Here is a 24,691-nt window from a genome sequence, read left to right on the forward strand (position 1 = left end):
GAGAAAATCAGGGCAATCACCAAGCGCAACAGAGGGGTGAGCCTCGGACAGGTTATCGCCGAGCTGAAACCAGTATTGCGCGGGTGGTTAACCTATTTTCAGCATGCAAAATGCCGTGGACTTTTACAATCGACCGACCAATGGATACGGCGCAAGTTACGCTGTTTTAGGCTTAAGCAATGTAAAAGGGTGATAACGCTCCAGCGCTTTTTAGAAAGCATGGGGGTCAAGGAATGGCAAAGCTGGATTTTAGCGCTTTTGGGCAAAGGTCATTGGCGGAAAGCAAAATGCCCACAAGCCAATCAGGCTATGAGCATTTTATGGTTTGAGGAGCAAGGCTTGTACAACCTTGTATTAAAATACGAACGTTTAACCAATTTAAGGAAACCGCCGTGTGCGAGAGCATGCACGGTGGTGTGAGAGGGTACTCGATTAGGCAATTATTTGTTGTTGCGATTTGTGGATTTTATCGGTTTTTAAGAAGCATGAGAGAAATTAGAATGAGTATAAATTATCAGTTCTAATGGCTTTTTTATTTGTGTTCTGTAAAAACATTACATAAGGTCTCTTTAAATGAAAATAAATCGTATGTTTAAAAAATGATTTCTAATTTTTTCATGCCCGGATTAATCATTCCTAATTAGCTATGAAAAGTTTTTGTTATTTCTGGCGATGTTGGGTGGTTTAATTGACTATACCTAAAGTATGTTATTTTGCAGGTGAGTGAAATTTTACCTTGAAATTAAGCCCATTTTAATTAACCTAAATATCAAACTATGAAGAATTGTTTTACTCGCAAACTGTTGTTTGCATTGTTTTTATTGCCACTAGCAGCCTTTTCTGTTATTGGTGATAGTAGCAATACAAGCAATGCATTCTCTGATAAGTCCGAAAGGGCAATTCAGTTTTGTCCAGCTTATCCAGGGTTGATTAATGCTAAAAATCCTGATGGAACAGCAATCTCCTTCTACCTGAAGGGTGATGAAATTTTACACTGGCAGGAAACTCCCACTGGTTATACTCTGTTGGAGAATGAAAAGGGTTACTATTGTTATGCTACACAAGACGCTAAGGGTAATTTAATACCTTCGGATATTGTTGCTACCGATGCCCGATCAAAATCAGGTGTGTCTACTCGAAAAAATTTGACTTTTAGTAAAGGGCAAATTATTGAAGCACTAAAAATTCGTGAGAAATTATTTCACCCTACTATTTCTGTGAAAACTACGGGTTCAAAGACACGTGGAGCGACTACTGGCGATCGTAAGGTGCTGATGCTTTTAATTGATTTTAAGGATCGTCCTTTTGCTCATTCGCGTCTGGAATATGACAATATGATGAATTTGGCTGGTTACAACGGCACGGGTAGTTTTAAGGACTATTACAAAGCGGTTTCCTACAATCAATTAAATTGTATTACTACTGTAAAGGGGCCTTATCATGCCAATGGCACAGTCGCTAAGTATGGTGCAAATATAAATGGAAATAAATATACAAACGCAAAACTTCTTGTTCAGGAGGCTATTGATGCTGCTGAATTGGATGGTGTGAATTTTGCCGATTACGATAATGATGGTGACGGTTATGTTGATGCTGTTATTGTTGTTCATTCCAATAATGATGAAGCACAAGGTGCTGGCTCAAATGCTATTTGGTCGCATCAGAGTGCGCTTCGCTATAGTGGAATGGATCGTATGTATGATGGCGTTAAGATCGATTTGTACAACATCGATCCAGGTGTTACCGGTGCTACGGGTGATGCTATGGGTTCAATTGGCGTTTTTTGTCATGAATTTGGACATGCATTAGGACTGCCCGATACCTATGATATCGATTATACTAAAGCTTTAACACCCGGTGATTGGGATGTAATGGATGGAGGTGCTTACAATAATAATAGTCAAACTCCTTCTTTCCACAATCCATGGGCTAGGGCTAAATTGGGCTGGCAAACTCCTGTTGCAATTGTTAATCCTCAAGTTGCAATGAATTTGGGCGATTGCAGTTCAAGCCAAGATTTGTTTAGGGTAAATACTCAAACTAAGGGTGAGTATTATATCTTGGAGAATCGTCAACAGACTGGGTTCAACCAGTATGTTTATGGCCATGGCCTTTTAATTTGGCGGATTGATAGTACCTACATTTCCACCGCTGGTAATGGAGTGAATACAGATAAAGAACATCAGGGCGTTGGTCTTGTTAGGGCAAATGGGGTAGCATTGAATAGTGCTGCAAATACCTTTCCCGGAACTGCTAACATACTTGCATTTACCGATGAAACGACTCCTTCCATGAAGGCGTATGATGGGAAACGGGTATATAAACCGATTACTAATATTCAAGAAGTTGCTGGGAAGATTAACTTTGATTTTGTCCAGAATATTCCCGCTGCCGATGCCGGAGTAGTTTCGGTTATTAATCCCCAATCGGGCTTGTTAAATACTGGAGGAGTTAGTGTTAAGGCTTCCATAAGAAATTATGGTTCTGCTGCTATTTCTAATTTCCCTGTTTCCTACAAAATCGATGGAGAGGTTCCGGTAGTTGAAATATTTGTAAATACGATAGAACCGGGTGCTGTTGCCGAATTTGAGTTTGCTACTCCTCTTATTATTCCGGTAGCAGGTATGCATACTGTCGAAATTGCCACCGCTGTCGTAGGTGATCTTATCGTAGATAACGATATGACAATGAAATTATTTATGCTTGTTTCTTCTTTCTCTTCTTTCCCTTTTTCCGAAGATTTTGAGGGTAATTCCTTCCCACCCGCTTTGTGGACGGTAATTAATCCAGATGTGATAGATGGAACTTGGGTTGAAAAGACGGTAACAGGTGCAGATGGGAACGTTACAAAAGCGGCTTTTATTGATTATTGGAATTATGCCGGCACCAAAGATCAACTATTAACACCAATTATTGATTTAAAAGGTGGTAGTGCTCCTTCACTTTCCTTTAATTATGCTTACCATAAGACCAATTCTGATGGCTTGGCTATCCAAATTAGCACTGATTTTGGAAACACTTATTCCACCGTGTGGCAAAAAAGTGGTGAGGAACTGGCTACTGTTCCGGGCACAGTCGCATTTAATGATTTTACTCCTACAGAGGCGAGTCATTGGAGAAACGTTAATATTGAACTGAATCAGTATATCGGTAAAGCGATCATCATCTCTTTTACTGGTATATCTGCCAATGGCGACAATATTTACATTGATGACGTTAAGGTTGGTGAATCTACCTGTGTTTCTCCTTCCTCACCAAAGTCATTTTCTTCCTCCAATATTTCTAAGTTTTCTGGTACAATTGGTTGGGTGAGAGGTAATGGTGTAGGTGTCGTTGTTCTACAACGTATCGCCGAAGGTGTTGATGGTGTTCCTCAGAATACTAAACTATACAAGGTTGGCGATATGATTGGTGCGTCAAAAGTTATTTATGTAGGCGATGCAACCACTAAAAATTTAACCAACCTTATTCCTGCCACTCCTTATAATTATGCAGTGTATGAGGTGTCGAGCACAAGTTGTTACTCTTTAGAGCCACTTCGAGGTAGTTTTGCTACGCTGGGACTTGCAACTGTACAAACAGTTACCATACGCGATTTGCAGAGCAGTTCAGCAACCATTGTCGGTAAAGTGACCAGCATTGGTGAGGCTCCTGTTACCGAACGAGGTATCTGTTATGGTCTGAAATCCTATGAACTTGGTATTGAGTTTGATCATGTCGTTTGCCAAAGTGGAATAGGTGAATTCGGTGCTTCATTAACCAACTTGCTACCTGGATCTCCATACTATGCTGTAGCTTATGCCAAAAATATGTACGGCGTATCTTATGGAAGTATTGTGCCTTTCTATACAACGGGTGGTTGTGATTATTTGAACTATTTGCCTTCGAGTGTAGGGAAATTTTCCTCAGTATATACCGATTTGGGTACAAATGGTGCCGCTATTCCTGTGGCCAACTACGATGATGCAAATTCTTCTCCTATTGACATTGGATTTAACTTTAATTTCAACTGTTTGGCGTTTGATAAATTCATATTAAATACAAACGGTGTAATTAAGTTAGGCACTACGAATCCATCAACAGCAATGCTATTCAATTCGGATCCATGGAGTGCAACAGAGGAAGGGTTTTATAATAATGATGGAAGAGACATGTATTTAATTGCTCCTTTTAACTTTAATTTAACAGCTGGTAGTGGTGTTCCTGAGTATAGAGTTTATACTGCTGGTAATGTGGGTAGTAGGGTGACTACGATTCAGTTTAAAAATCTATCTGACAAATCTTTCAGCGCTTTGGTAGGAACCTCCAAAGAATACACCACTGAGACCCAATATTCAAACCTTGAGTTTCAAATAAGGTTATATGAAACTACAAATGTCATCGAATTTGTTTATGGCACATGGACTCCTTCTGCAAATGCATCCGATTGGAGTATTGCATATGTAGGTATAAAAGGCGGCGGTTATGGTTCAGATAACATTATCGGAGCAGATAAAGCATACGCGGCATCATGGACAACTGGTACATTCGCAAAAGGTGTTTATACTAACAGTGGCTGGAGGTTTCAAAAGTCAAATACATTTATTCCTGGCTTATTACTCCGTTTTACTCCGTTAGCTGCTAATGATGTTTCTGTAGCAGATGTATATACACTTACAAATCTTCCAACGGATGTTGGCGCACCACAAACTATTTCAGCCGATATTAAAAATATTGGACAGACTGATGCCGCAAATATTTCGGTTAGTTTGGAAGTGACCGGTGCTAACACCTATACCGCTACACCAATTGTTATTCCATCACTTGCATCGGGGAAAACCCAAAGGGTAACTTTCCCCGCTTTTGCTACGAATACTGTTGGGACAAACTCTGTTAAAGTATTTCTTGCAGCAGGTGACCTAAATGCAGCTAATGATGCCCGAACGGTTTCCCAAACAGTATCTGCCAACACGTATTCTTATACAGTAGGAAGTGTTGCATCAACAGCATACTCCTCCGCGGGTAACTCTGCAGCTGTAAAATACCATGTTGCTGGATCTCGGGTTGTTAAAACGGTTACTGCATTTATTTATAACACTGGCAGTAATTCAGGGAAATCAACAAAGGCATATGTTTATGATGTTAATGGCGTAAAGATTGGAGAATCTGCTCCAGTAACCGTAACAATAGGTGCATGGAATACCTTTGCAATTTTAGTTCCGCCAACAGTTACTAATTCTGATTTTTATGTAGGGATTGACGTTACTGTCGTGGGGGGGACAAATTATTGGTTAGCAGCGGTGCAAAATATTAATGCGCCAATGGAAGGAGTAAATGTTGTTATTCCTGTTGCTGGTGGAACTCCAAAAGATTTCTCAGCATCAACACGATTTATGATTACTGCAGTAATTGACCTGCCTGCTGTTACGGATGTACCTGTTGTGGTTACTAATAGTGAAGTAATACATGCTACAGATGTTACGGCAGTTGTTAGTGGTACTATTACCGATGATAAGGGAGCTACTATTACGGAGCGTGGTTTTTATTGGAGCACATCAAGTCCGGTTACTACCGCTAATACCAAAATTACCTCATCTACAACTGGAATGGGCGCGATTTCGGAGTCCATTAGTGGATTAACGTTAGGTAATACCTATTATGCGGCTGCTTTTGCAACCAATAGTAATGGAACAACCTTGGGCAATGAGATTAGTTTTGTGAAGAAATCATCACAATCCATTAATTTCAGCAGTCTGGCTTCACTTGTATATTTAGATGCCGATGTTGCTCTTACTGCAACGGCCACTTCTTCTTTAGCTGTTTCATATACAAGCGATAATACTGATGTTGCAACTGTTGTGGAAAACCCTGTGGCTTCAGGCAATTTCTTTATTCATGTAGTGGGTGTTGGTACCTGTAATATTCTGGCTTCACAAGCTGGAGATGGTACCTATACTAACGCTGTTGATGTAAAACAACCGTTAACAATTAACAAGAAAGTTGTTACGGTTACTATTCCTGATTTAACTCGTTCGTTTAACTACAATCCTCAAGTAGCGGTTCCTACTCCGGCCATTTATAAGTATATGATTACATATGACGGAAGCAAATACGCTCCAGTTGATGTAGCTTCTTACGCCGTTGTTGCCACTATTGATGAAGTTAATTATGAAGGGACTGTTTCCGAAACGATGGTCATTAGTAAGGTAAATTCTGAAATTACCTTCAATCCAATTTCTGCAAAGAAATTGAGTGATGACGATTTCTTCCCAGATGTAATGTCTACTTCCGGTTTAGATATTGCGTTAGTAAGCAGTAATACGAGTGTTGCCACCATAGTTGATGGAATGATTCATATTGTTGGCGAAGGAGAGTCAACAATTACAGCGTCCTCAACAGGCAATATTAACTTTAATGTTCCTGCCTCGGCCGATAGAGTTTTATTGGTTGATGAAACCAAACCGGTAATTACCCTCTTTGGTGATGCAGTAATGACTGTGGCCAAAAATGCTACTTTCACTGATCCTGGTGCAACCGCCACCGATAATGTTGACGGTGATATTTCGACCAGTATCGTAGTAACGGGTAGCGTGAATACAGCTACTTCTGGAGATTATATTCTAACCTACAACGTCGCTGACGCTGCTGGTAATACAGCTGTTGCGGTTACACGCACGGTTACCGTATCCCCAGGAACAGGTGTTGACGAAAATGATCGCAATGCAGTGAAGATTTACTCTGATGCTAGCGTGGTTTACGTTAATATTCCTGAACTCAAGGGTGCCGCTAAGCTTTACGTTTACAATGTAATTGGAAATGGTGTTTACCAAACTACTGATTTAAGCCAAGGCTTAAACCAGGTAGTTGTGAATGTGATTTCGGGTGTTTACATGGTAAAACTAGAAGCAAACGGTAAGGTTTATACAGCGAAAGTTGTGATTAGATAATCTGTTTTGTCTTTATTAAAACTAGGAGGCCACTCATTGCGAGTGGCCTCTTTTTTTGTTTTATGCGCAGTAGTAATAGTGCAAATTTATGGTGTTAACTTGTCTTCGGGTGCCATCATGGTTTCTCTTTTGCTCATTTCCGTATAACCAGCAATCCTATTCTAATTACTGGATTGCTTAGGCTTCAAGGTGTCGTCAGCGAAAACGAATACGGGTTGAATACAGCGGTTGGTATACCTCTGAGTTTTGCACTAGGGTTTATTAATAGAAAGAGACGAAATTCTACATTTACTGAAACTGTTCCAAGAGAACGCTAAGGTTTAGCAGCGGAAAACGTTTCTGAAGTTCCATCGTTTTGTGGCGCTGTGTTTTTTTAAACTGCAAGTGTTCAGTAGTGTCTGGATTGAATGGACGGTGGTTCGCTGCCTGTATTAGCCTTTCCACTTCGGGGATGAGTTTTGCTGTTTCGGAATCGATGGCTGCTCCCACAAACTTTTCGAAGATGTAATCCACGGCAACACTTGATGGGTGAATCATATCCTCGGCATAGAATCGATAGTCGCGTAGATCGTCCATCATGATTTCGAAGGCAGGAAAGTAGTAGCAGTCGTGGAGCGATAGGCACATCTTTTGGGCAGCCATGATAAGGGTGGCCTTGCTTACCATGTTGTTCACGGCACCATCCTTCCAGTGGCGGATAGGACTGATGGTAAATATCACTTTTAGCTTTGGATTCTTTTCCCGGAGTTTTATGATTGCTACCGCAAGCATCTGCATAATCTCATCTTCAGTCATAGGGATTCGATCGAAATCCTTTGCTGGAAACTTATGGCAGTTGGCCACCACGGTTCTGGTTTTTCGGTATTGATAGGTCCAGCTGGTGCCCAAGGTGATTACCAAAAAATCGATATCCTTGAGAAATTCTCTTCCTGTTGCGAGCGATTGGTTTATGTTGGTTAGGCACTCCTCTTTTGAAGGTGAAGAAAAGGAGGAGTGGTGGTAGAAGCTGCCCCAAAGTCCTCCTTGGTTAAAGAGTTGCTCTTCGCTAAAGAGGTTGTTGGCCATTAAAACATTGAGCGATTGACTTATGGAAAAAGGGTTGTAGAGCACCCCAAACGGGTTGATAAGCGAGGGAAAGAGCAGGTTGCCCATTCGGTCGCCCATGTTTGTGGCAAAGCAAGAGCCAAGGAATAAAACTTTGCTGTTATAGCTTATTTTCTGTTCAAACGGGTCAACCGAAACGGTGGTGCGAAATTCCATAGCTACTGTTTTTGTTGATTAAGATTACGAATAATTCCTGAATATCCGGCTCGTTTAACGGCAGAACCAAAAAATATTTTTTCGAATTGTTCGGGATCAATGCTCTGCCATTGGGCGGGAGTTAATGAAAGTAAGCCTCTATTTAAATCGGCTTTTCCTGAGAGAACCCGCAATGGCTTTTTGTTCCAAGGGCAAACCTCCTGGCAAATGTCGCAGCCAAAGGCATGGCCATCAACCATCGTGTGTTGTTCTTGTGTAAACTCCCCCTTGTGCTCAATGGTGAGGTAGCTGATGCAGAGGTTGGAGTTCACTACTCCGGCTGCAACAATTGCTGAAGTAGGGCAACTGTCGATGCAGCGGGTGCATGCTCCGCATAAGCCGGGGCCAAATGGTTGGTCGGGCTCCAGTTCCAAATCGAGAATGAGTTCAGCGAGCAAGGTAAACGAGCCAAGTTTTGGGTGGATTAATAGGCTGTTTTTGCCTATCCAGCCCAAACCACTTCGCACGGCCCATGCTCGCTCAAGTACGGGCGCCGAATCGGTAAAATAGCGCCCATTTACAGGAGTCCCTAATTCGAGTGAGATGAACTCCATAAGCACCTTCATTCGCTGTTTTAATTCCTTGTGGTAATCGCGAAACCATGCGTAGCGTGCTACTCGGGGTGCATCGGTTGCTTGTTCTTCGCCCTGGTTATAGCTGTATAGAAGTGAAATGACGGTTTTTGCTTCTTCAACTAAAAGTGTTGGGTTAAGCCGCATTTCGAAGTGCTTTTCCATGTAACCCATGCCTGCCTGAAAACCTTGATTAAGCCAATTGTTTAATCTCTCCTTCTCCGAGGATAAGTGTTCGGCTTTTGCAAATCCCACTGCCTCAAAGCCAAGTTCTGCGGCCTTGATACAGATATTCTCTTTTAGGGATTTTGGTGGAGAATTTTCCATTTTTACTGTTTTGAAGTACCAAAGTTAAACGAAAAATGGGAGTGAGGCCATGTTGGTTGATAATTGCTCATCTGGTTCCAGCTGTAACAGGCCACTATGCTGATTTGGGGCGCTTATTAAACCTTTTTTGACTCTGTAGTCAAACATTATACTTAAGTTCACTGTTTAAATAGAATCGTTACTACTCACCAAAATCCATTTTAGAATGAAAAAAATTGTTTTCTTTTCTGTTGCATTTTGCGGAATTACGCTTTCGTTATTTGCACAAGAGAACCTTACCTACCAATTGCCACCCAAAGAAATTTTGGAACTGGCGAACTATGAGCGAGCTCCATCGGTAATGATGGATTATAAAAAGGAATACATGGTTTTAGGTTATAGAAGCACCTACAAAACCTTATCGGATCTTAACCAAGACGAGCTTCGTTTAGGCGGATTACGGATAAATCCAGTCACCAACATTTCTAGTACTGTCACCTATACCACTAATCTGAAAGTTCGTAAAGTTGTAGATAAGGAACCCATTCAGGTAAAGAGTCTTCCGGATAATTCTCGGATTTCCAATATTCAATGGTCGCCTGACCAAACAAAAATGGCATTTACAAACACCACCGAAATTGGGGTTGAAGTATGGCTTTTAGATATTGCTTCGGCTACTGCCCAAAGGCTTACTGAACCAACTGTAAACGCCAACCTCGATGAACCTTTTGTTTGGTTTGGTGATGGGACACAACTTCTTGTGATGATGCTTCCTAGGGATAGACCGGCGTTGGTTGACTCTAAAAAGGAACTTCCTACAGGACCTACAGTGAGCACTAGCGATGGTAAGAAAGCGCAAAATAGAACTTATCCCGATTTGCTCAAGAATAAATTAGATGAAACTAATTTTGAGATCATTGCAAGTTCCGAACTCTATTCAGTTGACTTGAATGGTAAGGCTTCTCTGTTTATGGGAAAGGCAATGTATTCGGGTATAAACTTTTCGCCCGACGGAAATTATCTGATGGTTGAGACCATTCAAAAGCCATTTTCATACCTCGTTCCAATGTATCGTTTCCCATCCAAAACTGTGGTTTACGACAAAGCTGGAAAAGAGATAAAGGTTGTTAATGAGACTCCGCTTATCGAAGTTATGCCCAAAGGTTTTATGGCTGTGCAAACTGGAAAGCGAAATATGAATTGGCGCAACGACAAACCATCAACTCTTTATTTCGTTGTGGCTCTCGATGAGGGAAACCCTGAGAACAAAGTTGATTTCAGAGATGAGGTTTTTCAGTTGAACGCTCCTTTTACTGTTGCTCCAACCTCACTAGCAAAATCGCCCCAACGATTTGCCGGTATTATGTGGGCAAATGATCAGGTTGCAGTGATGTATGACAATTGGTATGATACCCGTAATACTAAAACTTACCTGTTTAATCCATCAAATCCATCGCTGCCACTTAAGATTATTTATGACAGGAATTCTCAAGATATTTATTCCGATCCGGGTAGTTTTGTTACCGTCAAAAATCAATACGGTGAGTATGTTATTGCACTCGACCGTGATGTTGCTTACCTTTTGGGCGATGGATACACAAAGGATGGCCAGTTTCCATTTGTTGATCAGGTAAATTTGAAAACGCTCAAGACCAAACGCGTGTATCAGAGCAATTATACGAATAAGATTGAAAGACTTTTTTCGTTTGTTGATATAAAGAAGGGCGACCTACTCGTTCAAATACAATCGAGCAACGAGTTCCCGAACTATTACATGCGAAACATAAAAAAGAGTGCACTAACCCAATTAACCTTTTTTAAAAATCCGTTTGAGAGCATCAAGGGTGTAGAGAAGAGGGTGATTAAATATATGCGTAACGATGGCGTTTCGTTGTCGGGAACTCTTTATTTGCCTGTAGGTTACGATAAGGTAAAAAAAGAAAAGCTTCCCCTATTAATCTGGGCTTACCCCGAAGAGTATAAGGATAAGAATAGTGCAGGCCAATCGTCTGCAAATCCAAATGAGTTTACTTTCCCATACTATGGCTCTTTTGTTTACTGGGTAACTAGAGGTTATGTGGTTCTCGATGATGCTTCGTTTCCAATTGTAGGCGAAGGTGCCACTGAACCTAACGATTCGTTTTTAGAACAGCTAGTAGCCAATGCAAAGGCCGCTATTGATGCCGTTGACTCTTTAGGTTATATTGATAGAACGAAAGTTGCGGTAGGCGGCCACTCTTACGGTGCGTTCATGACTGCTAACTTGCTTTCTCATTCCAATCTTTTTGCCTGTGGTATTGCGCGCAGCGGAGCATATAACCGAACGCTTACTCCATTTGGCTTTCAAAGCGAGCAGCGAAATTATTGGGAAGTTCCTGATGTTTACAACAAAATGTCACCATTTATGAATGCTGATAAAATGCATACTCCACTTCTGTTAGTGCATGGTGATGCCGATAATAATCCAGGAACATTTACCTTACAGTCTGAGCGTTACTTTCAGGCGCTCAAAGGACTTGGAGCTCCAGTGCGCCTGCTCTTATTACCAAAGGAGTCTCATGGTTATGTCGCAAAAGAGAATATTTTTCACCTGCTTTGGGAACAAGATCGGTTTCTTGAAAAGTATTTGAAGGAAAAAAAGTAAAGCTTGACCTTAAACGCTACAAACCAATTGTGGTGTAATTATACAAAGAGCCGGCTATTAGCCGGCTCTTTTTTTTAAGAATTTAGGAGTGGATTAAAGTGTTCCTACCATTTTGAGTGGATCTACCCACGTGTCGAAATCTTCGGACGAAACGTAGCCTAGCTCCATTGCTGCTTCCTTCAAGGTTTTGTTCTCCTTATGAGCCTTCTTGGCAATTTTGGCAGACTTTTCGTAACCTATATGGGTATTAAGAGCCGTTACCAACATAAGCGAGTTTTGAAGATGCAGCTGAATGTTTGGACGGTTTGGCTCTAAGCCTACGGCACATTTCTCGTTGAACGAAACGCATGCTTCACCAATTAGCCGTGCCGATTGAAGGACATTGGCTGCAATAAGTGGCTTAAACACATTGAGCTCGAACTGACCCATTGATCCACCCATGGTAACGGCCATGTCGTTACCCATAACTTGAGCGCAAACCATGGTAAGTGCTTCGGGTTGAGTTGGATTAACCTTGCCTGGCATGATAGAGGAACCCGGTTCGTTGTCGGGGATAATAATCTCGCCAATTCCGCAGCGGGGGCCGGAACTAAGCATACGAATATCATTGGCAATTTTGAATAGTGAAACTGCAGCACGTTTAAGGGCACCGCTAAGTTCCACCATAGCATCGTGGGCTGCAAGTGCTTCAAACTTGTTGGGAGCAGTTACAAAGGGAAGCCCAGTGAGTTCAGCAATCTTCTTGGCAACCAGAACGTCGTAACCCTTTGGTGTGTTCAGTCCAGTTCCAACGGCAGTTCCACCAAGGGCCAGTTCGCGAACCATTTCAATGGCGTTGTTGATGGCCCTTACCGAGTTGTCGATTTGTTGAACATAGCCAGAAAACTCTTGGCCTAGAGTAAGCGGTGTGGCATCCATAAAGTGGGTGCGGCCAGTCTTCACAATAGTCATGAAATCGGCAGCTTTCTTTGCCAAGGTTTCGCGTAGAACCATCATTCCTGGAATGGTTATTTCTACGGCTACCTTGTATGCAGCAAGGTGCATAGCGGTGGGGAAGGTGTCGTTACTCGATTGCGATTTGTTTACATCGTCGTTTGGGTGGAGCACTTTTTTTTCGTCGGTAAGTTTGCCCCCGGTGATTACATGTCCGCGGTTTGCCACAACCTCGTTTACGTTCATGTTGCTTTGGGTGCCCGATCCGGTTTGCCAAATTACCAATGGAAATTGGTCGAAGAGTTTACCTTCAAGAATTTCGTCGCAAACTTTCCCTATCAGGTCGCACTTCTCTTTAGGAAGCACTCCCAACTCAGTATTGGCCAATGCTGCAGCTTTTTTAAGGTAGGCAAATGCAGTAATAATTTCCTGCGGCATGCTGCCCTCTGGACCTATTTTAAAGTTGTTTCTCGAACGCTCTGTTTGGGCGCCCCAATACTTATCGGCGGGGACTTGAACCTCGCCCATGGTATCCATTTCGATACGATAGTTCATGGTGCTTAATTTTTAATGAATATTTGTGTGTAATAGAAAACTCCGCTCTTTGATTTTGCTATGCCCACCCCGGAGAGCGTATAGTTTCCCTCAATATTTTTTTTATGTCCACTGCTGTTTAACCATCCGGCCACAGCTAACTCGGGTGTGGAATAGCCCATAGCCACGTTTTCGGCACCACTGCTTGCTTTAAGTTTATCCTTGAGCGCATCAAAACGGGTGTCGAATCCATCATGGCCAAATGCAACCGCACCAGAGGCCATGCGCATGCTGTGGCTGCGTGCCTGATCTACTATAGATGCGTTAGCCTTTAGTTCGACTAACTTTAAACCTACCCGGTGTTCGTTTATCAACTTCAACACCTGAGTCTCCATTTGCGCATACTCATAGTCCGATTTGTCCTTTGAGCATGCTGTGGCAAAAACGGCGAAACAGATAAGCAGGAGGAATCTTCTCATTTCGGTAACTTTTGTTGAATTAAATGTTCTTTAACTCTTGAAGCCTTTCCATCTCCTCTGGGGGATTTGCAATAACCGCCTTGTATTTCCCTTCAACGATTGGACGTTGAATCAGTTTAGGGTTTTCCAATAAAATGGTAATCCATTCTTCGGAGTTGAAATTCCGTCCCTTCAACTCTTTTTTGAAATAGTCTTCCTGCGTACGTACTAGCTGATCGGGCGAAATATGGAGTTTCAATAGAAGCGTATCTAACTCTTTACGTGTAAGAGGCTCTTTTAGGTAATCGCGAACCACTACTTCAATGCCCTTACTCGTTAGGTAAGCAAGGCCATTTCGGCTCTTCTGACAGCGTGGGTTATGGTAGATTTTTAGCGTCATGGTTAGTCGGGATTATTGGCTTCACCGCCGGTTTGCATCAGGTAGGCCTTGATAAACTCGGTGAGATCGCCATCGAGAACCTCTTGCACATTCGATGTTTCATAACCCGACCGTAGATCCTTCACCATTTTGTATGGGTGCATAACGTAGCTTCGGATTTGTGATCCCCATTCAATCTTCTTTTTGGTTCCTTCTACTTCGGCTTGCTTCTCCATCCTTTTGCGCAACTCTAGCTCGTAAAGGTGCGATTTAAGGATGCGTAGCGCATTATCCTTGTTTTGGAATTGCGATCGCGATTCGGTGTTTTCAATTACCGTTCCCGATGGCATGTGGTGTAGGCGAACTCCTGTTTCCACCTTGTTTACGTTTTGGCCCCCCGCCCCACTGGAACGGAAGGTATCCCATTTTATATCGCTCGGGTTAATAGTAATCTCAATGGTGTCGTCTACTGCAGGCGATACAAATACCGAAGCAAAGGTAGTGTGTCGTCGCGCAGCCGAGTCGAAAGGGGAGATGCGCACCAGTCGGTGAACGCCATTCTCCGTTTTAAGATAGCCATACGCAAAATCGCCCACAAACTCAATGGTGGCGCTCTTTATGCCGGCTTCCTCTCCCGGTTGCAAATCGATTATCTTTACCTGGTAGTTATTTCGCTCACCCCATCGGGTGTACATACGAAATAGAATACCAGCCCAGTCGAGACTCTCTGTTCCACCAGCACCGGAATTGATTTTCATGATAGCCCCAAACTTATCTTCTTCGGCGCCGAGCATGTTTTTCATCTCCATCTCCTCAATCAGGACAACAGATATGTTGTACTGTGCTTGAAGATCCTCTTCGGTAGCATCACCCTCCTTTTGGTAGGTTGCAATTACCTGCAAATCGTCAAGTGAGTTGGCGATTGCATCAAATGCAGTGATCCATGCCTTTAGAGATGCATTTTTTTTAAGTTGTTCCTCCGCTTTCTTGGCGTCGTCCCAAAAGGTTGGCGCTTGGGTTCGGAGTTCTTCTTCGTCAAGTTGAATTCGTTTCTTATCGACGTCAAAGATGCCTCCTCAGTGCATCCTGGCGCCTTATAAACTCTTTTATCTGATCCGTGGTTATCATTGAATTGTCGTTTTATGGTGCAAAGGTAAAAAAAAGAAGGCAAGGCAATCGGTTGTTTTCCGAAGCCAAACAAAAAAGCAATAATTTAATCGGGTTCGATGTCGGCATTTTCACCGAATTCACGATTCACGGTCACTTTCTTCAATGCAACCTTTATCTCTTCGTAGAGAAATCCTCGCGAAAGTCCAAATCGTATGATCTTTGCTTTGAAGTCTTGACTGTTGTTTGCTTTGATTGTTTTTGCCTTATGTATTAGTAACTGTTCCAATATTTCAGGCGGTTGGTTGGCCGTTGTGTCGGATAGAACCTCTTTAATGGCTTCTTGAGTAATGTGATGCATTTGCAGAGCCATTGCAATCTTGCGGGGGCCCCACTTGTTAAATTTCGCCTTGTCGCTGGCAAAGGCTCTGGCAAACCGCAGGTTGTCTACAAAGTTATGCTTGCGAAGTGTTTCCAGTATTTCCTTGTGATGTTCGGGATCCACACCCCATAAACTGAGCTTTCGCAAGGCATCTCCCTCGCTCATCTCTTTCCGGCTGCACATGGCCATTAGCCTTTGGAGTGCCGCATCGGGCGTCATCGTTCTTTTGTGGTGTTCGTTTTGCATGCTAATCCTTTGGCGTTGCACGGATCATGCGTTCCTTTCCATTGATATCCTTCCTTATAATAGTGTCGAAGCCTAAAGTGGAAAATAGTTCGGCGGTTTCTTTACCAAAGGCTTCGTTTATCTCAAGGTAGATGGTTCCTGGGTTTTTATATGAACTGGCCAACGAGGCTATGGCCTTGTAAAAGCGCAGCGGATCATCGTTGGGCACAAATAAAGCAAGGTGTGGTTCGTGTTCTAGTACATTTCGGTGCATTACTTTTTTTTCCTTTTCTGTAATGTATGGCGGATTGCTCACAATGATGTCGAACCGATCCAACGGTAGATTTGCTTGATTGCTTAGTATGTCGTTCTGGATAAATTGAACCTTTATTTTGTTGCGTTCGGCGTTGGTTTTGGCAAGAGCAAGTGCTTTCTCGGAGATATCTGTGGCGTAAACCATTGCTTTTGGGAGCATTCGTGCAAGTGAGATGGCAATGCAGCCGCTGCCTGTGCCTACATCTAAAAGGGTTATCTCTTTTCCTTGCTGGTCGGCGGCAATCCACCAAATCAACTCTTCCGTTTCGGGCCTCGGAATGAGGACGTCTGGCGTAACCTGAAAATCAACCCCAATAAATTCCATTTTCCCAATGACGTATTGAAGGGGTTCACCCTTTGCCAGACGTTCTGTTCCAGACTCAATCAGGGCTTGGCCTATTTCGTGGACGTGGTGTCCGGGGTAAAGAAATATCTCGTAGCTACTTATATGGAGCGTATCTTCCAAAAAACGTTTGGCAATGGCTGTTGCTTCCTGCTCCTCATAAAGGGGCGTCACTGCATTTTTTACAAAATTGAATGCTGTGAGGTAAGTATTTGTCTTTTTTTCTAGCATTTCAGAGGAAAGAGGATTCAATTTTCTAAATTAGCGCACATTTTGGGATAAAATTACAAAACAGGATTTACCTATTGCAGCGTTTTCGAAAACATTTTGCAATTATTTCAATGGAGAGCAGTATGTCGGAGGTAGAAAGGAGTAACCATGAGTTGTTTATGGAGCGATGTATTCAAATAGCACAAGGCGGTTTGGGTAATGTGGCTCCTAATCCACTCGTTGGTTCAGTTGTGGTGTGCGATGGACGAATAATTGGGGAGGGTTTTCATGCAGAATTTGGGAAATCTCATGCCGAGGTTAACGCAATTAACTCGGTGACGGATAAAGAACAGCTTAAAAAATCAACACTCTACGTGAGTTTGGAGCCATGTAGCCATCAAGGCAAAACACCTCCGTGCGCCGATTTTATTGTTGCAATGGGGATTCCTCGTGTTGTGGTTGCTGTGCGCGATCCCTTTCCCGAAGTTTCAGGACAAGGTATTGCCCGTTTGTTAGAGGCAGGAATAGAAGTAATCGAGGGCGTGTTGTCCGAACGCGCGATGGAAGTGAATCGTCGGTTTTTTACTTTTCAGCTCAAGAAACGACCATATATTATACTTAAGTGGGCTCAATCGCTCGATGGTTACGTGGACATAGAGCGGTTGCCGGGCGATGATCAGAAACCAATTTGGATCACCAATGAGTTGGCCCGTGCCGTTGTGCATCGTTGGCGTTCCGAGGAACAATCCATTATGGTGGGAACCCGTACAGTTGAACTGGATAATCCTCGTCTGAGCGTAAGAGATTGGCGGGGGAAAAGTCCCATTCGAGTGGTGATAGATAGAACCCTAAGGCTACCTGCTGATGCCAATGTGTACGATGAGGTATCGCAGACGCTAATCATGATGGGCAATAATTCGGGTTCCGCCTCCCGCAGGCAACTCTTCCTGAATAGGCCAAATATAGAAATGGTTACTATTGATTTTTCTCGCGATATCGAACCCCAAATTATGGAGGTGCTTTACCAGCGGTCGGTCCAAAGTATTATTATTGAAGGCGGACCTCAGATTCTTGAGTCGTTTATCTCCCGTAATCTTTGGGATGAGGCGAGGGTCTTTATAGGTCGTAAACTCTTCAACTCTGGCGTGAGGGCTCCGGTTCTTTTGGCGCAACCCATTACCGAAGATCGACTCTTCGATAGTATTCTTTATACGTATAGGAATGTGTAGTGGGAGTTGGTGAAAAGGTTAAGGACGGCCACGCGTATGCAGTGGCCATTCTTGCTCCTAAACTATTGTAAAAGCAGCACTAGTTTCAGTTTTGGTAGTCTATACCGCCGCAATATTTATTTTGTCTTCGCTCCATTCTGGGGCACTTTCAATGGCGGGGAGGATTTCTTCGGGTCTGTTTACCACTGTCCATATGCTGCGGTGCTCGGGTCGCATAAATTTCTCCTCGATCATCTTGTCAAGAAGTTCCACAAGCGGGGTGTAAAATCCGTCGAGGTTTAGTATGATAATGGGCTTGGTGAATTTCCCCAACCGTTTCAGGGTAATTACCTCCATTAACTCTTCCAGCGTTCCACAACCTCCGGGTAGTGCAACCACTGCATCAACCTCATTGATCAGTAATTTTTTACGCTCGTGCATATCCTCCACTAGGATTAGTTCGGTAAGGCCTTTGTGTCCCCACTCTACCTTCTCCATGAATCGAGGGAGAACACCCACCACTTTGCCTCCTTGGGCGAGCATTGTATTTGCTAATCGGCCCATTAAACCTGCTGAACCTCCGCCATAAACTGCCGTGATACCATGTTTTACGAGTTCGGTTGCTAGGATGTCGGTAGCCTCGAAATGTTTGGACGCTACCTTATTGCTAGAGGCGCAGTATATGCAAATTTTCCGTTCCATATCTCTTGTTTTAGGAAGCCAAAGGTGCAAAGAATTTTTTAATTTGATCATTAAGCATAGGCTCGTTATCGCTTACCGCTGGAGCATTCTATACTGTTAATCGCGGAATGTTACGTGTCGTTAATACCTAAGTAAATAAACATAAAAGATAAAAATAATTGATGAAATGATTTTTTTGGAAAAAAATGAATTTATCTTTGCCATCAGAAATAACCAAATGGATTAATAATATAGATAACTATAATAGCATGATAAATATAAGATAAACTATAGTGTATAATAATATTAGTGTTGATAATAATGAAAAATTTAAATACTAGTTTGTCCTACGAAAAATTGCTTTCGTCGGTGAATTTTACTGTTTTGTCGGGTTTTTATTTTTCTGCAAATTAAGAGAACCTTTCTTTGCAGTGTTAAATGATTTTAAGGTTTAAGGTTTAGAGTGAATGTTAGGATTGGATGGGGGAGTGGTTGTTTTTTGAGTTCATAGTTGGGTTTACGCTTAAGTGCAAAATTAGGGCTTCTGCACTTATAGTTTAAAAGCAATACTTCCCCTTCTTTTCCACTCATTATCAAGAGAAATTAGTGTAACAGTTGGAACGGTTAGAGTCACAGATAATCTCAGAGGACGAGAGAGTCACTAAAAACTTATTTTTTGTGCTCTTACTGGTGATGGTAAGCACCATAGTAGTTTCGTTGTTGTAAGAAAGCACTGTTTGAAACAAGCTGAATCAGTGTATTTAGATATAAGTGGGGGACCGGTAGAATCATAGTTGGGTAGGGCCATGCATAATTAGGGCTTCTGCACGGCCCAGCAATCCGGAGCCCCCACTTTACTATTATAAAATGAGGGGTTGATTATGAAGAGATATTTTACACCGATTGCATTGCTGGGAGTTCTGTTTTTTCAATCGTGCGAAGACCTGGTTGAGTATAGTCCATATGACGTTAGGGTACGGGTAACTTCCGTTAATGCCGATAACATTCGTAAGATAGTGGCTAACGATTTGCCTCCGAATCGGAACGATACGTTTACTTTTGCTGTTATCTCCGATCCACATACTTTTTATGCCGATTTAGCGGATGCCGTCAGTAGTATTAATGCCAATAAGCAGGTTCAGTTTACCGTTGTTGATGGGGATGTAACTGATGCAGGATTGTTCAAGGAGTTCGACTGGGAATACCGTCAGATATCAAAACTTAAAACTCCTTTTGTTACTGTAATCGGCAATCACGATTATTTATCGAATGGAAGGGAGATCTTCCAGAAAATGTATGGCCCTTCCAACTTCAGTTTTGAGTTCCATGGAACAAAGCTGGTTTTTTTCGATGATATTGTTTGGGAGAACGGTAACAGCCGACCAAGTTTTGAATGGCTATCAGAAGAGTTGAACGATTCTATTGCCCATAACCATCAACTCCTCTTTGCCCATATCCCACCAGAAAGTGATCAACTGGCTGGTGAGTATGATACTGTATTCCAACGCATGCTGAAGAGTAAGGTTGACCTAGCTTTTTTCGGCCACAACCACAACTATGCGGATAATCAAATGGATGGCTATCGGTATATTGTAGTTGGGAGTGTTTCGAGACGATACTATTCACTGGTTACAGTTACTGCCGATACCGTGGTGACGAGTAAGGTTAATTTTTAGGATTATGTTGATTTTTGTTTTATTACTACTTACGATGCTTCTGTCTTCATCTTTTGCATTTGGGGAAACCGTTCCTGAAGAAGCAACGAAGCGTAAGATGTTTAGGTTTGTTCCCGATGTAGTGTCTGTTCAGTATGCTGGAAATATGGGACTTGCCTCCCTTGGTTTTGGTTATCAAAGCAAGAGCGAAAAGAGTAGTGCTTACTTTATTTATGGCTATTTACCCAAGAGTGAGCATGGTGTGGAGGTAAAGACTATTGCTGTAAAAGGTCTGCTTGCGACTAGCCAGCGCCATCCATTTAAAGGGGTTACTACATCCAACTATGCAGGCTTAAACCTTATTTTTGCACGAACAACCAACACACATGTTATTTGGCCCGACCATTATCCTGATGGTTACTACCCGCAAAACGCTATTCACTTAGCTCCAGTTGTTGGGGGTAAATTGAATTTTGATGTGAAGGGTTCAAAATATATCGACAAGGCCGGTTTTTTTGTGGAAGTTGGCACTCTTGGTTACTATTTTTGGGACTATGTGAAAACTTCCAACGAAAGGGTAATGAGGTTTAGCGATATTTGGAATGTTTCGGCTGGATTTACCATCTCTCTGAACAAGAGTGGCCCCATTGGGGGAAAGGAAAAGAGACATGGCATCTTGTAGTTTTTTGCTTTAGTGTTAAAGGCTGATTACATTTATCTTGGTGGCAAGACTAATGTTTTTTTGTTCCAAAGAATCGAATTATGCTTGCCTTTCCGGAATGGTATTCTCCTTCATTAAGGAAAACCTCCTCTTCGCCTCCAATAGTGAAGGTAAAATCGCGAAAGTCGTCGAGGATATACCCGGGAGTATAAAGCAAGTTTAAATCACGTGGGCCGCCGGAGTTATATCCTATTTGTTTTGTGGTAAATGCCTCTACGATTAAGCGACCTCCGGGTTTTAGGCAATGAGCTATCTTTTGATGGAAAGGAATGCGAACCTCGCGGTGAAGGTGGAGGTAAACGAGGGCTACCGCATCAAACTCATCTTTTTCTGGATTGAAATCCTCCACTGCCAGAAGGTTGTAATCGATAGTAATACTCTTTTCTTGTGCCAGGAGTAAGGCCTTTCTTCGACCCTCTTGACTCTGGTCGAAAGCGGTAACTTTCCAGCCTTTTCCCGCGGCCCAGGCAGCGTTGCGCCCTTCGCCTTCGGCTGGTAGAAGCAGTTTTCCTGCTGGAAGAGAGCTTAGGCACTCCTTGAAAAATGTGTTGGGCTCCTTTCCATAAACGTAATCTTCGCCCGAATAGCGAATATCCCAAGGGTTTTGCATTTGGTGTTTTTGTTTGTAACGCGTTAATATTATGAAGTTAATGGCATCCGTCGCTGCATCCACAAACGGAGATACTTTTTGCCTTCTCAAAGCATTCCCGTCCCTCCTTCAGCGCGAACCAAGCTAAAGCCAATGCTCCAACTGCATCGATATAGGGCAATCCGGTAATTTCGTAGGTAAGGCTCGAAATCAATAGTATCACCGACATGTATAGGCACACGCGGGTGCATCCAGCATCGGCAATAATGGGCTTCGAATCAAGTGCACGTCCTACGCGCATCTTGGCCCAGATTAGGGCCCACATGGTAAAAATAGAGATTGAAGCTATAACCAAACCCCAAAACGTTGTTTCTGGTTTTTGACCACTGTATAGATTGTAAACCGAGGTGACGACAAGTCCGGCGGTAAGGATATAGAAAGAAAAACCTGTTATTTTCAGTGCTTTAATCTCGAAGGCATCGCGCGGAGTGTTTGGGTTTTGTTGGATTCGAAGAATCATATGTGCAACACCTATTCCCGAAATGGTTTCGATAACACTATCAATGCCAAAACCAAAGAGGGCTATAGTTTCGTCTTGAAAGCCCATGTATGTGGATATCATGCCTTCTGCAATGTTGTAAAAGATAGTAATAAGGGCAAGGGCAAATGCCTGCCGGTATAATTTTCGCTGCAATTCCGTCATGAGGATGTTTTCTAATGCTTCAAATTAGTAAACATTAAAGTATGCCATAAGGTTAATGCTCTTACCAAATTGATTCGTTTGTGAAAAGGGACAGTTTTATCGTTATTCTGTTTCATTTTAAGGTAGGCCATTTATTTTCCAACCTTTTGTTACTTTTGAGAACAAAATTGGAACGCTATGATAACAGAGATTTTTAGCTCGGTGGTGAGTTGGTATATGGAACATATCAACTACGGAACCATAACCCTTTTGATGGCAATTGAGAGCTCGTTTATTCCATTTCCTTCCGAAGTGATAATACCTCCGGCTGCATGGAAGGCCGCTCAAGGAGACCTAAACGTTTACCTTGTGTTTTTCTTTAGCACCTTGGGGTCTTTAATCGGTGCGCTATTCAATTATTACTTTGCACTTTTTTTTGGTCGAAAAATCGTCTACCAGCTGGCAGAATCTCGCTTCGGTAAAATGATGCTCTTAAGTCGTTCCGGTGTTGAAAAGGCTGAGGCCTATTTTGTGCGTCACGGCAAATCCAGTACGCTAATTGGACGCTTAGTGCCGGGCATTCGCCAGCTAATTTCACTTCCTGCAGGATTGGCCAAAATGAATCTTAAGAGTTTTCTTCTTTACACATTGATTGGTTCTGCCGTATGGAATGCTATTTTAACGGTGCTGGGCTATAGTCTATATTCTCAAAAGGCATTACTGGACACGTACTACACCGAGCTTTCTTACGGATTATTGGTTTTGGGCGTTTGCTTCGGAATATACCTCGTTTACCATTTCAAGAAAAAGCACGAATAGATTGCAGTATAAATGGTTAAAAATTAAAGGACGACTATTCCAGTCGTCCTTTAATGTTTACCTAACTGTTATGTAGTTGACAGCATTCGCTGTTTATTCGCCCATTTGGTTCGAAGGATATGCTGGGTTCTTCAATGTTCACTTCTCTGCTTTATAAATCTCCATCCCCTTTTTAATTTCTAGACTTTTCACCGCTATTGCATCGCTGACGACCTCTAACTCTGGGATTATGGAAAATGTAGGGTAGTTTAGTTTAAATGTCTCCAGTTTTTTTGCTGGAACAGTTAGCCGCACTGGAACCGAAAAAGGGGTTGTGAGTGTAAGTTCCTCCTTGTCGGCGGCATAGGCTCCCAGTGAGTAACTCTGCCAGTTTATTACACTGGTATAGTAGACTTTGAGGCGCGCCAGTCCGTCTTCCTTGATTTTGTCCTCTCGTGCTTTACGGGAAACGTCGTTAACGCGCTTGGCATAGTCTTGCTCTGTTTCGCTCTCTCCTTGCATGGCCCAAAGTCCAATTTCATTTTTCCTTTCATGGAGAAAAATGTCGAGCCATTGGTTTACCCCTATTGTATAATTCCACTGAGCTACACCACCGTTATATCCCGCTAGTATAAGCGATTTGCTGTCGAGATTAAATTTTAGGGCTAGGCTATTCCCTTGAGGACTCTTGATTACTCGTATTAGGCTGCCGGTTTCAGCGTTCCATGTTATGGTACCACCTTGAATGTCGCTAGAGGCTATTACCTTACCATCGGGGCTGAAGGTAAGTGCCATGATAGGCATTTTGTGAGGTTTGGTCCGGAGGTAAAAACTGCTGCCGGCTATGTTTTTTATCTCTATTTCGTAGGCGGTGGTCCCAATGGTTAGCCTTTTGCTGTCGGGGCTGAAGGCAATAGCTGAGATTTTCGACTTAGCATATTGAACCACGGAGATCGGGCTACCATTCTCCAAATTCCAGAGTTTTACCTCACCTGTCGATACCGATTCAACGGTTGCGAGTGTATTCCCATCAGGGCTTATAGCAATCATTGAAATGGGCGATCGGAACCCTTCTACCGCTGCTACCCGCTTGCCGTCGGCTACCCGCCAAATGTGAACGGACCTGTCTGCTGAAGCCGAGGCAATCAACTCCCCGCTAGGACTAAAGGCAAGGGCAATGATGGATCCTTTGTGATTCTTGTATTTAGTTCCCGGCTTTTGCTTCCAAATGTTGTATGTCTTTATTTTCCCATCGCTATCGCCGGTTACAGCAATTGATGCATCGGGTGATAGGGCAATTGCTGTAAGAATGCTTCCTTCACCATCGATGGAGGCCACGGTATTGCTCGATGCCAATTCGATGAGGCTAATGAAACTTTTTGAGTTGACGAGCATGTGTTTTCCATCGGAACTAAAACAGGCCTGGGTCATTATTAGGTTTTTGTCGGCTCCATAAATCTCAGTAACTGCTGGATCTTGCCCCATTGCTGTGAGTTTTCCCACTAAAACAATAAGGCACGTTGCTAATGTATTGCGCATAGTTGACAAGGTTTTACAATCGTTACTTCTTAGGTAACATTCAATAGAAAATGTCAATAGCAAATATAGCACTTTGAAATCCATTTTGAGGTCTTATTGGATCTAAGGTTATCTCATTAATGTTAAATGTGACTGCGTAAACTTTGAACAAAGATGGTTCATTGATGTTTGTTAGTGTAGTTTTA

General features: G+C 42.6%; 19 protein-coding genes. 7 read left to right on the forward strand and 12 right to left on the reverse strand.

The genetic code is table 11. The features are described 5' to 3' along the window. Both BLS65_RS08285 and BLS65_RS08290 read left to right on the forward strand, forming a co-directional pair. A partial coding sequence (locus BLS65_RS08285) for a group II intron maturase-specific domain-containing protein (protein ID WP_317039061.1) occupies positions 1–420 on the forward strand: 420 nt, incomplete at its 5' end. Positions 421–776: 356 nt separating this feature from the next. Further along, on the forward strand, positions 777–6,926 hold the full coding sequence (locus tag BLS65_RS08290) for a M6 family metalloprotease domain-containing protein (protein ID WP_092437853.1): 6,150 nt from the start codon (positions 777–779) through the stop codon (positions 6,924–6,926). A gap of 288 nt (positions 6,927–7,214) precedes the next feature. Here the strand turns inward: BLS65_RS08290 and BLS65_RS08295 are convergent, their stop codons facing one another. Both BLS65_RS08295 and queG read right to left on the reverse strand, forming a co-directional pair. Then, positions 7,215–8,186 carry a GSCFA domain-containing protein gene (locus BLS65_RS08295; RefSeq protein WP_092437855.1) on the reverse strand — a complete coding sequence of 324 codons (972 nt, stop codon included), beginning with the start codon at positions 8,184–8,186 and terminating at the stop codon, positions 7,215–7,217. Between the two features lie 2 nt (positions 8,187–8,188). Beyond that, on the reverse strand, positions 8,189–9,124 hold the full coding sequence (queG, locus tag BLS65_RS08300) for a tRNA epoxyqueuosine(34) reductase QueG (protein WP_092437857.1): 936 nt from the start codon (positions 9,122–9,124) through the stop codon (positions 8,189–8,191). Between the two features lie 205 nt (positions 9,125–9,329). On the opposite strand from queG, the gene BLS65_RS08305 reads away from it, so the two are divergent. Then, positions 9,330–11,747: a S9 family peptidase gene (locus BLS65_RS08305; RefSeq protein WP_092437859.1), complete on the forward strand. Its 2,418-nt coding sequence runs from the start codon at positions 9,330–9,332 to the stop codon at positions 11,745–11,747. A gap of 93 nt (positions 11,748–11,840) precedes the next feature. Here BLS65_RS08305 and fumC read toward each other — a convergent pair whose 3' ends face one another. From fumC to prmC, 6 genes are all read right to left on the reverse strand, one after another. Continuing rightward, positions 11,841–13,235, reverse strand: coding sequence for a class II fumarate hydratase (gene fumC, locus BLS65_RS08310; protein WP_092437861.1), 1,395 nt, complete (start codon positions 13,233–13,235; stop codon positions 11,841–11,843). A gap of 5 nt (positions 13,236–13,240) precedes the next feature. After that, the gene (locus BLS65_RS08315) at positions 13,241–13,693 is read right to left on the reverse strand and encodes a CAP domain-containing protein (RefSeq protein ID WP_092437863.1); all 453 of its coding nucleotides are present in this window, start codon (positions 13,691–13,693) and stop codon (positions 13,241–13,243) included. 19 nt (positions 13,694–13,712) lie between these two features. After that, positions 13,713–14,072, reverse strand: a complete 360-nt coding sequence (locus BLS65_RS08320) for an arsenate reductase family protein (protein WP_092437864.1) — start codon at positions 14,070–14,072, stop codon at positions 13,713–13,715. A 2-nt stretch (positions 14,073–14,074) separates the two neighbouring features. Further along, positions 14,075–15,179, reverse strand: a protein-coding gene (gene prfB, locus BLS65_RS08325; RefSeq protein WP_125869813.1) for a peptide chain release factor 2 whose coding sequence is annotated in 2 segments (ribosomal slippage) — positions 14,075–15,115 and positions 15,117–15,179 — 1,104 coding nt in all. Because the reading frame shifts where the segments join, the coding sequence is not laid out codon by codon here. 85 nt (positions 15,180–15,264) lie between these two features. Further along, positions 15,265–15,786: a regulatory protein RecX gene (locus BLS65_RS08330; RefSeq protein ID WP_092437868.1), complete on the reverse strand. Its 522-nt coding sequence runs from the start codon at positions 15,784–15,786 to the stop codon at positions 15,265–15,267. A 1-nt stretch (position 15,787) separates the two neighbouring features. Further along, a complete protein-coding gene (prmC, locus tag BLS65_RS08335) occupies positions 15,788–16,654 on the reverse strand; it encodes a peptide chain release factor N(5)-glutamine methyltransferase (protein ID WP_092437870.1) in 867 nt (288 codons plus the stop codon). A gap of 122 nt (positions 16,655–16,776) precedes the next feature. Between prmC and ribD the strand changes: the two genes are divergently transcribed. Continuing rightward, complete coding sequence (gene ribD, locus BLS65_RS08340) at positions 16,777–17,862, forward strand: bifunctional diaminohydroxyphosphoribosylaminopyrimidine deaminase/5-amino-6-(5-phosphoribosylamino)uracil reductase RibD (protein ID WP_092437872.1); 1,086 nt, start codon at positions 16,777–16,779, stop codon at positions 17,860–17,862. 99 nt (positions 17,863–17,961) lie between these two features. Here the strand turns inward: ribD and BLS65_RS08345 are convergent, their stop codons facing one another. Beyond that, positions 17,962–18,543: an LOG family protein gene (locus tag BLS65_RS08345; protein WP_092437874.1), complete on the reverse strand. Its 582-nt coding sequence runs from the start codon at positions 18,541–18,543 to the stop codon at positions 17,962–17,964. Positions 18,544–19,403: 860 nt separating this feature from the next. On the opposite strand from BLS65_RS08345, the gene BLS65_RS08350 reads away from it, so the two are divergent. Together BLS65_RS08350 and BLS65_RS08355 are read left to right on the forward strand one after the other, a co-directional pair. Beyond that, positions 19,404–20,198, forward strand: a complete 795-nt coding sequence (locus tag BLS65_RS08350; RefSeq protein WP_092437876.1) for a metallophosphoesterase family protein — start codon at positions 19,404–19,406, stop codon at positions 20,196–20,198. A 4-nt stretch (positions 20,199–20,202) separates the two neighbouring features. Further along, positions 20,203–20,859, forward strand: a complete 657-nt coding sequence (locus tag BLS65_RS08355; RefSeq protein ID WP_125869814.1) for a hypothetical protein — start codon at positions 20,203–20,205, stop codon at positions 20,857–20,859. Positions 20,860–20,908: 49 nt separating this feature from the next. Here BLS65_RS08355 and BLS65_RS08360 read toward each other — a convergent pair whose 3' ends face one another. Both BLS65_RS08360 and BLS65_RS08365 read right to left on the reverse strand, forming a co-directional pair. After that, the gene (locus BLS65_RS08360) at positions 20,909–21,508 is read right to left on the reverse strand and encodes a class I SAM-dependent methyltransferase (protein WP_092437881.1); all 600 of its coding nucleotides are present in this window, start codon (positions 21,506–21,508) and stop codon (positions 20,909–20,911) included. 37 nt (positions 21,509–21,545) lie between these two features. Further along, a complete protein-coding gene (locus BLS65_RS08365) occupies positions 21,546–22,190 on the reverse strand; it encodes a cation efflux transmembrane domain-containing protein (protein WP_092437883.1) in 645 nt (214 codons plus the stop codon). Between the two features lie 177 nt (positions 22,191–22,367). Between BLS65_RS08365 and BLS65_RS08370 the strand changes: the two genes are divergently transcribed. Then, complete coding sequence (locus BLS65_RS08370; protein ID WP_092437885.1) at positions 22,368–22,988, forward strand: DedA family protein; 621 nt, start codon at positions 22,368–22,370, stop codon at positions 22,986–22,988. Between the two features lie 138 nt (positions 22,989–23,126). On the opposite strand, the gene BLS65_RS08375 is transcribed toward BLS65_RS08370, so the two are convergent. Continuing rightward, positions 23,127–24,506: a WD40 repeat domain-containing protein gene (locus BLS65_RS08375; protein WP_170830044.1), complete on the reverse strand. Its 1,380-nt coding sequence runs from the start codon at positions 24,504–24,506 to the stop codon at positions 23,127–23,129. Positions 24,507–24,691 lie beyond the last annotated feature (185 nt).

The organism is Williamwhitmania taraxaci (genome assembly GCF_900096565.1).
GTDB classification, from domain to species: domain Bacteria; phylum Bacteroidota; class Bacteroidia; order Bacteroidales; family Williamwhitmaniaceae; genus Williamwhitmania; species Williamwhitmania taraxaci.

What these genes read in the sequence shown, in the direction of transcription:
- prmC (WP_092437870.1), bottom strand. Translation starts at nt 16,654, where the DNA reads ATGCTAGAAAAAAAGACAAATACTTACCTCACAGCATTCAATTTTGTA.
- BLS65_RS08320 (WP_092437864.1), bottom strand. Translation starts at nt 14,072, where the DNA reads ATGACGCTAAAAATCTACCATAACCCACGCTGTCAGAAGAGCCGAAAT.
- BLS65_RS08315 (WP_092437863.1), bottom strand. Translation starts at nt 13,693, where the DNA reads ATGAGAAGATTCCTCCTGCTTATCTGTTTCGCCGTTTTTGCCACAGCA.
- BLS65_RS08330 (WP_092437868.1), bottom strand. Translation starts at nt 15,786, where the DNA reads ATGCAAAACGAACACCACAAAAGAACGATGACGCCCGATGCGGCACTC.
- BLS65_RS08350 (WP_092437876.1), top strand. Translation starts at nt 19,404, where the DNA reads ATGAAGAGATATTTTACACCGATTGCATTGCTGGGAGTTCTGTTTTTT.
- BLS65_RS08355 (WP_125869814.1), top strand. Translation starts at nt 20,203, where the DNA reads ATGTTGATTTTTGTTTTATTACTACTTACGATGCTTCTGTCTTCATCT.
- BLS65_RS08375 (WP_170830044.1), bottom strand. Translation starts at nt 24,506, where the DNA reads ATGCGCAATACATTAGCAACGTGCCTTATTGTTTTAGTGGGAAAACTC.
- BLS65_RS08305 (WP_092437859.1), top strand. Translation starts at nt 9,330, where the DNA reads ATGAAAAAAATTGTTTTCTTTTCTGTTGCATTTTGCGGAATTACGCTT.
- BLS65_RS08290 (WP_092437853.1), top strand. Translation starts at nt 777, where the DNA reads ATGAAGAATTGTTTTACTCGCAAACTGTTGTTTGCATTGTTTTTATTG.
- fumC (WP_092437861.1), bottom strand. Translation starts at nt 13,235, where the DNA reads ATGAACTATCGTATCGAAATGGATACCATGGGCGAGGTTCAAGTCCCC.
- BLS65_RS08370 (WP_092437885.1), top strand. Translation starts at nt 22,368, where the DNA reads ATGATAACAGAGATTTTTAGCTCGGTGGTGAGTTGGTATATGGAACAT.
- BLS65_RS08365 (WP_092437883.1), bottom strand. Translation starts at nt 22,190, where the DNA reads ATGACGGAATTGCAGCGAAAATTATACCGGCAGGCATTTGCCCTTGCC.
- BLS65_RS08345 (WP_092437874.1), bottom strand. Translation starts at nt 18,543, where the DNA reads ATGGAACGGAAAATTTGCATATACTGCGCCTCTAGCAATAAGGTAGCG.
- ribD (WP_092437872.1), top strand. Translation starts at nt 16,777, where the DNA reads ATGTCGGAGGTAGAAAGGAGTAACCATGAGTTGTTTATGGAGCGATGT.
- BLS65_RS08295 (WP_092437855.1), bottom strand. Translation starts at nt 8,186, where the DNA reads ATGGAATTTCGCACCACCGTTTCGGTTGACCCGTTTGAACAGAAAATA.
- BLS65_RS08360 (WP_092437881.1), bottom strand. Translation starts at nt 21,508, where the DNA reads ATGCAAAACCCTTGGGATATTCGCTATTCGGGCGAAGATTACGTTTAT.
- queG (WP_092437857.1), bottom strand. Translation starts at nt 9,124, where the DNA reads ATGGAAAATTCTCCACCAAAATCCCTAAAAGAGAATATCTGTATCAAG.